11 protein-coding genes and 4 pseudogenes are annotated in these 13,790 nt (G+C 69.4%); 7 read left to right on the top strand and 8 right to left on the bottom strand.

The genetic code is table 11. The annotated features are described in order from the left end of the window. The first annotated feature begins 15 nt into the window (after nt 1-15). Together J8403_RS01215 and J8403_RS01210 are read left to right on the top strand one after the other, a co-directional pair. Nucleotides 16-954, top strand: coding sequence for an NADP-dependent oxidoreductase (locus J8403_RS01215; RefSeq protein ID WP_211121407.1), 939 nt, complete (start codon nt 16-18; stop codon nt 952-954). Further along, nucleotides 951-1,415 (top strand): cupin domain-containing protein, encoded by a 465-nt coding sequence (locus J8403_RS01210; RefSeq protein WP_211121406.1) that lies wholly within the window; start codon nt 951-953, stop codon nt 1,413-1,415. Before J8403_RS01215 ends, J8403_RS01210 begins: the two co-directional genes overlap by 4 nt. 251 nt (nt 1,416-1,666) lie before the next feature. Here J8403_RS01210 and J8403_RS01205 read toward each other — a convergent pair whose 3' ends face one another. From J8403_RS01205 to J8403_RS01195, 3 genes are all read right to left on the bottom strand, one after another. Then, entirely contained in the window at nt 1,667-2,128 is a 462-nt protein-coding gene (locus tag J8403_RS01205; RefSeq protein ID WP_211121405.1) for a YkgB family protein, read from the bottom strand. A gap of 296 nt (nt 2,129-2,424) precedes the next feature. Next, entirely contained in the window at nt 2,425-4,563 is a 2,139-nt protein-coding gene (locus J8403_RS01200) for a SpoIIE family protein phosphatase (protein ID WP_211121404.1), read from the bottom strand. A 193-nt stretch (nt 4,564-4,756) separates the two neighbouring features. After that, nucleotides 4,757-5,125, bottom strand: a complete 369-nt coding sequence (locus tag J8403_RS01195) for a hypothetical protein (RefSeq protein WP_211121403.1) — start codon at nt 5,123-5,125, stop codon at nt 4,757-4,759. A 408-nt stretch (nt 5,126-5,533) separates the two neighbouring features. On the opposite strand from J8403_RS01195, the gene J8403_RS01190 reads away from it, so the two are divergent. Both J8403_RS01190 and J8403_RS01185 read left to right on the top strand, forming a co-directional pair. Further along, entirely contained in the window at nt 5,534-6,148 is a 615-nt protein-coding gene (locus J8403_RS01190; RefSeq protein ID WP_211121402.1) for a carboxymuconolactone decarboxylase family protein, read from the top strand. Between the two features lie 110 nt (nt 6,149-6,258). Beyond that, nucleotides 6,259-7,245: an SMP-30/gluconolactonase/LRE family protein gene (locus J8403_RS01185; RefSeq protein WP_246585630.1), complete on the top strand. Its 987-nt coding sequence runs from the start codon at nt 6,259-6,261 to the stop codon at nt 7,243-7,245. Between the two features lie 90 nt (nt 7,246-7,335). On the opposite strand, the gene J8403_RS01180 is transcribed toward J8403_RS01185, so the two are convergent. Beyond that, entirely contained in the window at nt 7,336-8,223 is an 888-nt protein-coding gene (locus J8403_RS01180; protein ID WP_211121401.1) for an aldo/keto reductase, read from the bottom strand. A 632-nt stretch (nt 8,224-8,855) separates the two neighbouring features. Next, nucleotides 8,856-9,419, bottom strand: a pseudogene (locus J8403_RS01175) (CTP synthase); the annotation flags it as partial. Nucleotides 9,420-10,097: 678 nt separating this feature from the next. Here J8403_RS01175 and J8403_RS01170 point away from each other — a divergent pair. Then, nucleotides 10,098-10,292 (top strand): hypothetical protein, encoded by a 195-nt coding sequence (locus J8403_RS01170; RefSeq protein ID WP_211121400.1) that lies wholly within the window; start codon nt 10,098-10,100, stop codon nt 10,290-10,292. Here the strand turns inward: J8403_RS01170 and J8403_RS01165 are convergent. After that, a complete protein-coding gene (locus J8403_RS01165; protein ID WP_211121399.1) occupies nt 10,277-10,627 on the bottom strand; it encodes a hypothetical protein in 351 nt (116 codons plus the stop codon). The two genes, J8403_RS01170 and J8403_RS01165, sit on opposite strands and share 16 nt — an antisense overlap. Before the next feature lie 216 nt (nt 10,628-10,843). Between J8403_RS01165 and J8403_RS01160 the strand changes: the two are divergent. Next, a pseudogene (locus J8403_RS01160) lies at nt 10,844-11,635 on the top strand (IS701 family transposase); the annotation flags it as partial. 69 nt (nt 11,636-11,704) lie between these two features. Here J8403_RS01160 and J8403_RS43360 read toward each other — a convergent pair. Then, nucleotides 11,705-12,164 (bottom strand): annotated as a pseudogene (locus tag J8403_RS43360) (MarR family transcriptional regulator). Next, nucleotides 12,161-12,655 carry a MarR family winged helix-turn-helix transcriptional regulator gene (locus J8403_RS01155; RefSeq protein ID WP_211121397.1) on the bottom strand — a complete coding sequence of 165 codons (495 nt, stop codon included), beginning with the start codon at nt 12,653-12,655 and terminating at the stop codon, nt 12,161-12,163. The pseudogene J8403_RS43360 and the gene J8403_RS01155 overlap by 4 nt, the downstream one beginning before the upstream one ends. 366 nt (nt 12,656-13,021) lie before the next feature. Between J8403_RS01155 and J8403_RS01150 the strand changes: the two are divergent. Beyond that, nucleotides 13,022-13,783 (top strand): annotated as a pseudogene (locus J8403_RS01150) (IS5 family transposase); the annotation flags it as partial. Nucleotides 13,784-13,790 lie beyond the last annotated feature (7 nt).

Below are 13,790 nucleotides of genomic sequence, written 5' to 3'. Positions count from 1 at the left end.
CCAGTAAGGACCTTTATGCAGGCCATCACTGTTCGAGACCGTGACGCCGGTCTCGCCGGGCTGTCCCTGACGGACATGCCCTACCCTCATGCGGCCGAGAACGACGTCATCGTACGGGTGCACGCCGCGGGCTTCACCCCCGGAGAGCTGGACTGGCCGGGCACGTGGACCGATCGCGCAGGCCGCGACCGGACGCCGAGCGTGCCCGGGCACGAGCTGTCGGGTGTTGTCGAAGAGCTGGGGTTCGGCACCACCGGCCTGAGTGTCGGCCAGCGGGTGTTCGGCCTGGCTGACTGGACCCGCAACGGCTCGCTCGCCGAGTACGCCGCGGTGGAGGCCCGCAATCTCGCGCCGCTGCCGACGGACATCGACCACACCCTGGCCGCCGCACTGCCGATCTCCGGGCTGACCGCATGGCAGGGCCTGTTCGACCACGGCCGCCTGACCACGGGCCAGACCCTCCTCATCCACGGCGCCGCGGGCGGCGTCGGCTCGATCGCGGCACAGCTCGCCCGCGAGGTAGGCGCCCGCGTCATCGGCACCGGCCGGTCCGCCGACCGGGACACGGCGCTCGCGCTGGGCGTCGACACCTTCCTGGACCTGCAGACCGAGAGGCTGGAGGATGTCGGCGAGGCCGACGTCGTGTTCGACGTGATCGGCGGAGACATCCTCGACCGCTCGGTCGCCCTGGTCCGGGCCGGCGGCACATTGGTCACCATCGTCATGCCGCCCAAGGGCCGGCCCAAGGACGGGCGGGCCATCTTCTTCGTCGTCGAACCCGACCGCGCCCGGCTCACCGACCTCGCCACGCGAGTGAGGGACGGCCGGCTCAAGCCCGTGGTCGGCGCCGTACGGCCACTCACCGAAGCACCCGCCGCATTCGCCCCCGCCACCCGTACCCCGGGCAAGACGATCATCCGCGTCGCGGAAGACCGAACAGGAGACCCATCGTGACCGGAACGCGGATCGCCGGTGGCCTGTTGGCCATCGTCACGCTGACCGCGGCCACGGCCTGCTCGGCCTCGGACCAGTCCGTCCACGCCAAGACGCCCACCGCGGCCGTGACGTCGAAGCATCCCACCGAAACGGCCAAGCCCCTGCTCCAGCAGGCCCTCCCGAACGTGAAGGGCAAGACGTTCACCTCGGTGGTCGTCGACTTCCCGCCCAAGGCACGCGCGGTGCCGCACCGGCACGGCAAGGCGTTCGTCTACGCCTACGTCCTCGAAGGCACCGTGCGCAGCAGGCTCGCCGGCAAGCCCGCGAGCACCTACCGCCAGGGCGAGTACTGGGTCGAGCGGCCGGGCGCTCACCACGTCCTGACCGAGAACATCAGCCGGACTGAACGGGCCAAGCTCCTGGTGGTCTACGTCTCCAACACCGGAGACAAGCTCAAGGTCGACGACCCGAGGTCGTAGCCCGTCTCTCACGGCGGCGCAAGGCGACCCGAACTTCGTCCGATGCGTGCATCTGCCGCTATGGCGGAATCGGGAGCTGTTCGGCAAAAGTGCCGCCCTATGGAGCGCGGCGCAATGCCGCGGTCACGAGGGCGAGCTCATGCGCGCCGTCATCGCTTTTTGGGCCGAAGCCGTTCTCACGCGTGACCGCCAGTATCTGGAGCGAATGAATTCCCGCTTTTTCGGAGAAGGGCGGTACAGGTGGCGGTGGACTACCTGCGCTGTCCGGTCTGCAGAGATTCGGCAGCCGTGAGCAGGGAAGCCCCCAGCAACACGATGTCTTTCACCAGGAACTGGCCGGCGAGAGAGAGCTTTGGTTCTCTGCGCCTCTCCTGCCATGCCTCGGGTGTTGTGGCCAGGAAGCTGAGAGTCGTGGCGAATATCCCAGCAGCCCCCAGGCTTCCCAGCGCCGAGGCTCTCGGCGCGAACGGTCTCGCCGCAATCAGTGATCCCGCAACCATCTCCGTTACACCGATGATCCTGGCCAGTTTTTGTTCGCCGAGTTCGGTGAGGAGCCGCGAGAATACAGGGCTCGCGGTGACCAAGGGCCGAATGTTCTCGACCTCATAACTCTCGAACTTGAGCCGCCCAATCGACAGGAGATTGAGCGCCAGTCCATAGCGGATCGTTGAGAATCCTGTGCTCAGAAGGCACTTACTGACCGTGGAACGCATTATCATGTGAGTGTCCCTTCACATGTGCACCGCAGAACTCCCTACATCTGCTCAGCGTACGCCAGGTCCCACCTACTGGCACACCGACTCCGGAGCCTTTCGGCATTTTCTCTTAAGAGGACGTCTTATCTGGTGAGGCGCCGGTACACAGTCGACGCCCTCGCGTGATTACTTCATTTTATTGCCCGCGGGCGCCGCCGCCGAGGAAGTCATCAGTTGCATGTCCTGCGGGCATGCCGCGACGGAATGGTGGCCGATCGGCGCGGCCGGCACCAGCCGAACTGTGGTGGTTCGCGTCAGGCCGACGGCTCGCGGTGCTCCCCGTGGGCGGTCGCCCGGCTGCCGTCGGCGGCGCGTGTCCGGGCTATGAGGAGCGCGATGTCGTCCTCCGGAGGAGCATCCGTGGTCATCCTCGCGATAACGCGGCCACACAGGTCCTCGAGGCCCCCCGAGGGGTGTTGCAGCGAGGCGAGCAGCCGGTCGAGCCCGGCGTCGATGTCGGCGTGCCTGGACTCCACCAGTCCGTCGGTGAAGAGGGCGAGCAGGCTGCCTTCGGGCAGCTCCAGGTCGACGGATTCGTAGCGTCCGGTGCCGATTCCGACCGGCGGGCCCACCGGTGTGTCGGCGATCGTGGCATGGCCGTCGGGTGTCACCAGCATCGGTGGCGGGTGCCCGGCGCGGGCCAGGGTGCAGATGTGGGTGGCCGGGTCGTAGACGGCGTAGACGCAGGTTCCGCCGGTGATCGACGAGTACCCCGCAGACCAGGTGCCCGTTTCGGCGAGCTGGGCGGTGACCTTGTCCAGGTGGTCGAGCAGTTCCGCGGGATGCTGGTCGAGAGCGGCGAGGGTATGCACCGCGGTGCGCATCCTGCCCATCGCGGCGGCGGCGTTGATGCCATGGCCGATGACGTCGCCGATGGCCAGGGCAATCCGGTCGCCCGGCAGCTCGATGGCGTCCATCCAGTCCCCGCCCACTCCTTCGCGTCGGTCCGACGGCAGGTAGCGGCCGGCCAGGTCCACCGCGGTGCCGCCCGACAGCTCCTGCGGCAGGAGACTGCGCTGCAGGGCGACGGCGGCGGCCCGCTCCCGTGCGTAGCGGCGGGCGTTGTCCAGGCTCAACGCCGCCTGGACGCAGAGTTCCTCGGCCAGCAGCAGGTCGTCCTGGGAGAAGGGCACGGCGTTGTCGGTCCGCGTGAACACGGCGATGCCGAGGATGGTGCCACGGGCCCTGAGCGGGATCATCATCACCGAGTGCATGCCGGTGTCGTGGATGAGCCGTCGGCGCTCGGCGTCGCGGTCGAGCCATGTCCCCGGGCCGGTTTCCATGACCGGCTCGAAGTAGGACCGGTCCCCGTACAGCGCGGTGAGGAACGGCGATCCGGGCGGTACGTACACCACATCCCCCACCAAGAAGGCGGCCTCGGGCATGCCGGTGTGGATGGAGGACTGACCCGCGCGGCGGAAGACGGCTATACCGGAGGCGGCCTCGGACATCCGCTTCAGCGGCTCCCCGCCCAGCGGGACGGCATCGGCCAGATCCACTGTGGCGTAGTCGGCGAGGGCGGGGACGGCCATGTCCGCGAGTTCCTGCGCGGTCGTCATCACATCGAGCGTGGTGCCGATCTGCTTGGCCGCTCTGCCGAGCAGCGCCAGCCGCTCGCGCTCCCCGCTCTTGGTGACCAAGGAAACGGTGCACACGCCCAGTGGGCTGCCGCCGACGGGGCCGAGGGGAAAGACGGAGGAGGAGAAGACGACCTCCCGGCCGTGCTCCGGTGACACCCACCGCAGCACGTGGTCGCCGACCGGCTCCCGCGAGGTCAGAACCTGCCGTATCACCGGCTCGATAATGGACCGGTCGAAACCACGCACGGTGCGGCGGGTCGACCGGGTGGGCGCGTCCACCTCGGAGCGGCCCACCATCTCCCGGCAGGCCCGGTTCGACCACAGCAGCCGTGTGCCCGCGTCCCACACCGCCACGGCCAGCGGTGACCGGTCCAGGAGCGCCGCCTCGGCGTCGGCCGTCCGTACGCCGTCCGGCGCCTCCGTGATGGCGACGAACCAGCAGCTCTCACCGTCCCCGCCGGTCAGCTCGATGATCTCCACCGTCAGACGGAAGCCGGTGCCATCGCGATGCCGGACCTCCACGACGCCGTTAGCGGCCCGTCGGCCAACACGCTGCCCCATGTCTCCCGGAGCCGAGAACCACGGCACCGCTTCGGCGGGGATCTCCAGCAGCTCCCGCACCGGCAGCCCTACGACGTCCTCCGCGCGGTGGCCCAGCAGCCGCCGACAGCCCTCTCCCCACTCCAGGACGGTGCCGTCGGAGCCCAGGAGAGCGAGGGCCGGAGCGGGCGCTTCAGGCCCGTGTGCGAAGTCGGTCGGCATCGGAATCGGCATCGGCTTCGACTCGGAGTCGGCCTCGGCTTTACGCACCATCCCGATACCCTCCGTAGCCCACCGATATCCGGACGATGCCCTGCCAAAAGGGTAACGCGCTGGACGGCCGCGGCAGCGGGCGGCGGGGGGTGGGCGGCGGGAGACCCGAACCGGTCGGCGTCCTTCAGGCCGGGGCTGTTGCGATCGGAGTGGCCGGCCACCGATGAGTTCGACGACCGAGCGGGGTCTACACCTACACATGGCACGCCACACACGTCGCCCGCACACCCACATGATCAGTGAAGACCATGACATGACCACCAACGCACTGTCGTCTGTCGTGGACGCCGCTACCTCGCGGCGTCAGCTCGAAGCGCGAGTTGTGGCCGATGAGATCGACGAACAACTGCCCGTCGGGGAACTGCTCCCGCACCGCCTGGGCAACGCACACGGCCAAGGCCGTCTTGCCCACCCCGCCGAGCCCCTGCACCACGCGGACCGCCGTCACCGATTCGCGGGCGGACAGCAGCAGCTTCCGCAAGGTGTCCAGGGCGTCGGCGCCCCCGGTGAAGTCCGCGCGTCCCGCCGGTAGTTGCACCGGACGTGGCGTGGCGGTGTGCACGGCTCCCCGGCCGCCTGCGGAGCGCGTACCCCCCGGCCTCCGAGACCACCACACCGGGCCCCGGCGCCCGGCGCAGGCGGAAGGCGTGGGTGCGTAGGCTCGCGATCGCATGAGGCGGTGGGGCATCCCCCCACACCGCGCCCACCAGCTCGCTCGTGGGGGTGGTGCGTCCCCGCAGCCAGCAGCATGGCGCGCTCCTGCGGTCTCAGGGCCGGGAGCGCCTGATCACCGCGCCAGATGCGGAGCGGCCGCAGGAGGGCGAACCGCATCCGCTTTTGTGCCCACACTTTCCGCTTGGCGTTGCAGGCGGGCCAGTCCGTTGCACCGCAGCTGGGCAGGGCGTACGGTGGGAAATAAGAGATCGATCGTTCGTTTTTTTCAGCCCACAGGAGAGAACAGGAGATCCTCGTGCGACTACCGCTAGTGCCCCCGTCGGAGCTGACCGCCGAGCAGCGTCCCCTCTATGACGCCTTCGAGAAGATGACCCAGGACGAGGAGTACCAGGGCTTCGAGGTACAGGACTCCGACGGCGCGTTCGTCGGCCCGTGGGGCGTCGTGCTCAACTTCCCGGAGCTCGCAACGCCACTGAGTCAGTTCATCAACCTTGCCCAGAAACTGCCCGGACTCAGCGCGCGAGCACGGCAGGTCGTCATTCTGACGATCGGCGGTCGCTTCAACGTCGCCTACGAGCTGTACGCCCACCGCCCGCTGGCCGCACGCGCCGGATTGCGCGCGGACCAGATCGCGGCCCTCAGCGCCGGCTCGCGCCCCGCCGACCTCAGTGAGGACGAGCTGCTCGCCGCCGATGTCGCCGGGGCTCTGACCCGGGCGGGCGCGGTTCCCGGGCCGTTGTACGACGCCGCCGTGGCCAAGCTCGGCCAGCAGGGCTTCGACGCCGTGGTGTTCATCACCATCCATTACCTGGCGCTGGGTGTCCTGCTCAACGCCTACGACGTACCAGCCGGTCGTTTCGTGGACCAGCACGCTGAGGAGAACCGCCAAGGAGCCCTTGGCCATGCTTGAGCACCCCACCGACCCCAACGTGCCGTCCGCCGCCGTCGGACTCGACCAGTAGCCGCGAACAGAGCGGCACGAGACCCAACCGGCATTGTGAAGCAGTGAGGAAAACCGCAATGGCTATCGCGCCTCTGCCCGAGGTCACCATGACCCCGGTGGCCTACTTCCCCAAGAAGTACTTCCTGGAAAATCTCGTCGTCCGCGCCGACGGCTCGGTGCTGATCACCTCCGTGCTGCAGAGGGAGCTGTGGTACGTCCCCGGCCCCGCCCCGCGCACACTGGTCGACCCGGTGCTCGTGCACACCTTCGACCACATGATCACGGGCATCGCCGAGGTCGAGCCGGATGTGTTCATCATCAGCATCACCGACGGCTACGCCACGCACGAATCCCACCTCGCCCGGATCGACTTCAACGGCTGGACCCCCGGCAGCCCGGTCGTCCCGGAGATCGTTTTCACCTTCGACGAGAGGGTCCGCGCCCTCAACGGCAGCTGCCTGCTCGGCCCCGGGGTGCTCGCGCTGGCCGACTGTTTCGCCGGACTGATCTGGCGCGTCGACCTGACCGAGGGAGGCCGCAGCGCGACCGGCCGGGTCTGGATCGAACACGACACCATGGGCTGGGACCCTGACGGCGAAGTCGCGCCGCCGCCGCAGCCCGGCGTCAACGGGGTGCGCTACGGCGCGAAGACCGGCTACCTGTACTACACCTCCACCGCCCAGAAGGTGTTCATGCGCATCCCGGTCGACCCGGCCACGCTCGACCCGTCCGGCGCCCCTGAATTCGTCGCCGCCATCGACAACGGTGACGACTTCTGCATCGACGAGGACGCCGGCTTCGCCTACGTCACCCGGCACCGCGCCAACACCCTCGACCGCGTCCCGCTCGTGCCCGGCCGCGGCAGCCAGGTGCGCCACATCGCCGGCGACCCGTTCGACCCGGTGATCGTCGGGCCCTCCAGCGCCTTCTGGGGCCGCGAACCCGGCGATTACGGTCGAGTCCTCTACGTCACCACCGACGGCGGCACCACCGCACCGCCCGGGGGCATCGTGCGCAATGCCGCACTCCTGCGCGTCGAGCTCAACCCGCGCACCGAATCCTGACCACTGGCCGTCATGCCCGGAACGGAGGAACAAGTGAACCGGCGCGACGGGATCACCACCACCGGCCCGCGATGCGCCCGAAGTGTGGGGCTATCCCTCCAGCGCGGCCAGTGCCTCGTCGTCGAGCACGATGTCGCCGGCGGCGAGGTTCTCCTGGAGGTGGCCGACGCTGCGGGTGCCGGGGATGAGCAGCGTCTGCGGTCCGCTGGTGAGCACCCATGCCAGCCCGACCTGGGACGGGGTCGCGCCCAACCGTGTCGCCACCTCCCGCACGGCGGGCTGGTCGGCGACCTTCGGCAGCTCCGCGAATCCCGACCCGAGCGGGAAGTACGGCACCCAGGCGATGCCGTGCTCGCGGCAGAGGCCGAGCACCGGCTCGGACGAGCGGTCGACGAGGCTGTAGGCGTTCTGCACGCAGACGACGCCTGACGGTAGGGCGCGGCGCAGCTGGTCGGCGTCGACGTGACTGAGTCCGAATCCCCCGATCAGCCCGGCGTCGCGCAGGGCGACCAGCTCGGCGAGTTGGTCATCGAAGTCGACCCGTTGGCCGGCGGGGATGTCGGGCGTCCGGTACATCGGGTAGAAGTTGACCACATCGAGGCGTTCCAGGCCCAGCGTGCGCAGGTTCGTCTCCACCTCGGCCCGCAGCTCGGCGGGCTTCTGCGCCGGGCGCAGTCCGTACGGGCCGCCCAGGTCAGTCGTGGCACCGATCTTGCTGACCAGCACCACGTGCTCGGGGTAGGGGTGCAGGGCGGCGCGGATGCGCGCGTTGACGCGGCCCGCGCCGTAGAACTCGGCGGTGTCGATGTGGTCGACCCCCAGCTCGACCGCTCGGCGCAGCACGGCGAGGGCGGGCTCATCGTCGCCGTGCTCGAGCTGCATCGCCCCGTAGCCGATGCGTGCGACGGGACGGCCGGCGAGGGACGCGAGGCCGCCGGGGTGCGGGCGGGTGTCCCAAGTGGTGTTGCTGGTGGTCATGATCGCGACTCCCGGGAATGGCAGTACCCGCTAAGCGGAGGAACCTCCGGATCGTAACGCAATTGGAGGCGCCTCCGCTTCATGGCCGCCGCAGACCGCGAACCACGCCCGCGGGCCGCCGACGCCCGGCGCAACCGGGCCCGCCTCCTCGGGTGGAGCGCGCCCCCTCCGCGGCCGGACAGACGCCGACCCCGGAGGCCATCGCCCGCGAGGTCGGCGTCGGGATCGGCGCCCCGTACCGGCACTACCCGACCCCGCCAGGCGCTGATCGAGGCGGTCTACCGCACCGAGGTGCCGCGAAGGTGCCACCGCCCCTCGCAATCGCCTCTCGAAACGGCAGCATCCTTGGGGGCCAGTCGGGGCGGACCGGACCCCAGGCGCCGGACGCGGCGGCTTCCCGGACGAAGTCCGAGAAGGCGTGTGGCTGTCGGCCCAGCATCTGATGGACACCCTCGTGCAGGCGGAAGCAGCCCTCGCGCAGGCCGCGGACCGCCGTGCCGAGGAAGTCGACCCTCTTCGCCCAGTCCCCGGGCGCGGGCCTGCTCCGCCCACTCGTCGGGGGAGGCCTCTGTGTACTCGACGGCCTGCCCGGAGTGCGGGCCATCGGGTCGGCTGCCTCAGGTTGATCTCGTCGGGATGTCGTAGATCGAGCGGGCTTCGGGGCAGGCGACCACGGCTGCCTTGTCGACGTCGACAGCGATGTTCCGCGGGGCCGCAACGAGCGCTGGGGTGGCTTCGTCTTCAGCCCGCCCGAGGGGCCGGTGTACGGCAGGAGCGGGGGATACGCACCACCTCCAGGAACGGCAACGACTCGATGTCGCCGATCATGCCGCCGACCTCGGTGATCATGACGGTCACCTCATCGGAGACCATGCGGCGGATGCGGTGCTTGATCTCGTTCGCGATGGGCGGGATGACCTGCGTGGTGTCGCCCAGGTACTCGCCGCGCCACTCCTTCGCGATGACCGTCGCGTACACCTGGCCGGTGGTGACGTTGGCGGGATGTCCAGGTCGGTTGCGGCGCCGTCGTTGGTGACGAACACCTCACCGTGCTGGAAGGGGTTCACGGTGCGCGGGTCGACACCCAGGTACGGGTCGAGCTTCTGCATCACCACACGCAGACCCCGGGCCTTGAGCAGCATGCCGAGGCTGGAGGCGGTGAGGCCCGCGCCGAGTGAGGAGGCAACGTCCCCCATGACGAAGATGTGCCTGAACGGCGGCGGCTTCAGCGGTGCGGATGGGCCAGCCCGCGCCGATGAGACCACCAAGGGGGCTCCCGTACTCGCGGCATCCGGCCCGGCCGGATTCGCGGCGGATGCGGTTCGCTTTCGCTCGGCTTTGACTGGGGCTCACTCGTTCAGGTCACGGGGCAAGCCGAGAGTGGCACGCGCTTCAATTTCCACCGTCGTATCCTGCCCGCATCCTGATCGCAGCCGGACAAGGGGAGACCCGGACCAGCCGCTACAAGCATGGGCTCGAGCTCTTCCTCTGACTCCGCGCCGACGCGGAAGGGGGCCGCCCCCCCCTGGCAGGGACGGCCCCATTGATGCCGCGTATCGCCAGTGCGACCAACGACTACGACGGAGGTATCCATGGTGTCAGGACGTCCGGGGCTCGCCACGCAAGAGGAACCGGACCTGTTCCGATTCCGGCGGCCATCACGCGCCACGGCAGCGTTCTTCGGTCTCTCCTGCGTGGAAGCGGCTCACCTGGCCGGCTTTGTACCTGAAGGGCCGACCACGGGCCTGACTCTCTTAGTTGCCGCGGGCGCGGTTGTCCTCAGGCAATGTGTCCACCGGGGACGATGACCACGTGAACGGTGGGGGACGCCCGGCATGACCGTCCCTCACCCCCTTGCGTGCGGTCATAGCGGCATGGGCGACCCAGCTGATGCCGACCTCCGTCGCTGCGCGGCCATCGTCGACCGGCTCACCTTCAACGGCACCACCATCGAGACCGGCACCGACTCCTACCGCCTCGCGGGCACCCGCTCACGAGCCGAGGGACCCGCCAAGACCGGCTGGAGCTCCCAGCGCGATCCGTCAGATCGCCCTCACAGCCAGCGCTGAGCCGCTTCGACACTGTCTTCGCCACTGGTGTTGAACGCAATGGCAGCATGAGGCGCGTGCTGGCGGATCAGATTCACGATCTGTTCGAAGAGTGGAAGCAGTGGCTCGGTCTTGCGAATACCGCCCCCGACGACGATTACGTCCCACCGGCGTTGGGCCAACGATGCTACGAGTGTGGACTCAGCCGACTGGTCGAACACGACCAAGGCCATGGCCGCGTCGATGCCGTGCTCACCGAACCGTGCCAGTTCCTTGTCCAGGGCGGTGCGGAGGGCTTCCGCATCGACGCCCGGTATCGCCTGCGGATCGTAACCAACCACAAGTACGGAAGACATGCTGCCAACCTACTGGACCTATCAGACCCTGATCCGCCGGACAGATCCTGATACTGCAGCAGTATGTTGACACTTTCCCTGGTCAGGGGCGGTTTGGGCGAGTGTAGTGGGCTGGTTGTCGGCCTGTGGTCGCTTTCCCGGGCCGCCCCCCGATCGTGTGCAGTCGCCGCTGATAGTGGCAGGGGTCCGGGCAGCCTGCCGGCGTGGTCGGCGAGCATGCAGTTGAGAGCTGGAAACGACAAGTTCGACGAACTGTTCCTGCGTACCGGCCACCGCTTCAGGCGCGCCGAGCCGCGCCGCAGGACGCGTGACTACATCCGTGGGCTGCTGGGCCCGGTCGGCCGCAAAGACGGCTGGCATCTGGCCGAATGCACCGGACACCGCACACCCGGCCGCCTCCAGCGGCTCCTCAACGGCGCCCGCTGGGACGCCGATGACCCCCGCGACGACCTCCGGCACTACGTAGCCGAACGGCTCGACGAACCCGACGGGATTCTCATCCTCGACGACGCCGGCTTCCTCAAGAAAGGCACCACCTCGGCCGGCGTGCAGCGTCGGCACTCCGGCACCGCCGGCCGCACCGAGAACTGCCAGATCGGCGTGTTCGCCGCCTACGCCACCACCGGCGGACGCGCCCTGGTGGACCGGGAGTTGTACCTGCCCAAGTCCTCGACCGACGACCGTGACCGCTGCCGCGCCGCCCACATCCCCGGACGATCGGGCCTTCGCCACCAAGCTGGATTGGCCAAGGCCATGGCGCTGTGGGCGATGGCCTTGCCACCGCCGATCGCCTGGGTGACCGCGGACGCCGCCTACGGCCAGGAGTGGCGGCTGCGCCTCATGCTGGAGGAGACCGGCCTGGGGTATGTGCTCGCGGTCCCCAAGTCCCAGCAGGTGCCGCACCTCGGACGCATCGACCGCCTCTTCGCCCAGGCGCCTGACGAAGCGTGGGAGCGACGCTCGTGCGGTGACGGCGCCAAGGGCCCGCGCATCTACCACTGGGCCGCCCTGCAGAGCGATCTTCAGGAATCGATGGGTCTTTTGGTGAAGCCGGGTGGCTGGCCGCCGGTCGGGCGGTCAGGCGGTCAGCGCCGCAAGCTCCGCGTTGGCGCGCTCGGTGACCAGGGCGAGGACGCGGCCGGCGGCGGCCAGGTCCGCGGCGGGTATCCCGCCCCAGACGCGGGCGCTGAGGGGGGGCGGTCTCCGCGCCGACGGCGGCCGTCAGCTCGCGCCCTGCATCCGTGGGGCGAAGGTGCGCGCCGTCCGCGACGAGCAGCTGCTTGGCCAGCAGCTCGTCGAGAGTGGCGCGGACGTCGGCAGGATCGGCCTTGAGGGAGCCCTGGACCTGGGTGACGATGTCGTCCGGCGTCTGCGGGACGTCGGTGGTGAGTGCGGCGCGCAGGGCGATCTGCTGCTGGAAAGTGATGCCGTGCCGGGCCAGGACGTGCTCCAGGACGCCACGGGCGGCGTAGTGGGCCAGGGCTAGGGCGCGGGCGTCGGCGACGGGTGCGGTGGTGGTGGATGCGGTGGTGGTCATGGTGTTCTCCCCTGAGTGCTGTCGTCATTCGGTACGGATGGGGTGAGAGGTGCGTCGAGCAGGGTCGTCAGCTCGTCGGTGAACGCGCGCGTCCGCGGGGCGTCGAGGCCGCCGAGCGGCTCCAGCAACTGCTCAAGCAGTGTCTGGACCACAGTGATGGCCTGCCGCGTGATGGCCTGGCCCTGCTCGGTGAGGGCGAGCTGCACGGCGCGCGGGTCGCGGGGATCGCGGGTGCGCTCGATCAGCCCGGCCGACTCCAGGGCACGCGCCAGCTTCGAGACGTACAGCGCCTCCAGACCGGTGTGGTCGGCGAGTCGGCGCTGGCTGGGCCGCTCGCCGCTGCGCTGCATGCCGTGCAGCGACGCGACCAGCACGTACTGCGCGTGGGTGAGGCCCAGCGGAGCCAGCGTGCGATCGACCGCGACGCGCCACTTGTTGGCGAGCCGCCATACCAGGTAGCCGGGTGTGGGGCCGGGTGGAACCTTGCTCATGCCGAGGCTACTATGTCCATGGCTACTATTTCTCTGGCGGATGGGACGGCGGCGCATCCCGAACGGACGAATGACGCCGACACTCGCGCACACGACTCAAGGCCGGCCGTATCGACCAATTCGTCCTCGGCGTCCTCGACGGCGTCCGGGTCCCGGAAGGGACGCAGGCCCTGGCTGCCCTGGAGTGCCCACTCTCGTTCGGCCAGGCGTTTCGCCTTCGACGGCAGCCCCTCGACCTTCGCCGGGACCGCCTGAAGGCCTAGATGTGCTGTCCGGAGAGGTTGGTGACGGGCGACGCGCCGTGAGGGGTGCTTGAACGGGGTGAGGGCCTTCTGGTTTCGGTGGCCGTTACTGGCTCCGTCGCGGATGGGCCGTCCGGTGCGGGATCGCCGTCAGGTGGTCAACGGGATCCTGTGGAAGCTGTCCACCGGTGCGGCCTGGCGGGACCTGTCCGAACGCTACGGGCCGTGGAAGACGGTTTACGAACGCTTCCGGCGCCTGGTCGGCTGACGGCACCTGGGACCGGCTGCTGGCGCACGTCCAGCAGCATTGCGACGCCGTCGGCACGGTCGACTGGACGGTCGTGTGCATCGACTCGACGACCGTGCGGGCCCACCAGCATGCGGCCGGGGCCCGAAAAGGGACCCTGGCCGGGCGAGGCGATCGGCCGGTCCCGTGGCGGGCTGACCACGAAGATCCACCTCGCCTGCGACGGCCAGGGCCGGCCGCTCGCCTTCACCATCACCGCCGGCAACATCAACGACCGCACCCAGTTCGAGCACGTCATGGCCCGCATCAGCATCAGCCGGTGCGGGCCCGGCCGCCCCAGGACCCGGCCCGAGCGGGTTGCCGCGGACAAGGGCTACTCGTTCATGAAGATCCGCTCCTACCCGCGCGGACGCGGCATCAAGGCGGCCATCCCCGAGCCGATCGACCAGATCAACGGCCACACCCGCCGAAGCGAGAGGCGCTGCCGGCTCGACCGGGCCGCCTACCGGCGCCGCAACGTCGTCGAGCGCTGCTTCAACAGGCTCAAGCACAACAAGGCCCTGGCCACCCGCTACGACAAACGCGCCCGCCACTACCAAGCCCCTGGTCACCCTCGCCTGCCTACGACTGTGGCCGCCCCGACTTT

Source organism: Streptomyces yatensis (assembly GCF_018069625.1).
Taxonomy (GTDB): domain Bacteria; phylum Actinomycetota; class Actinomycetes; order Streptomycetales; family Streptomycetaceae; genus Streptomyces; species Streptomyces yatensis.
The sequence above is the reverse complement of the archived record's forward strand: the minus strand, read 5'-3'. Positions and strand labels throughout refer to the sequence as shown.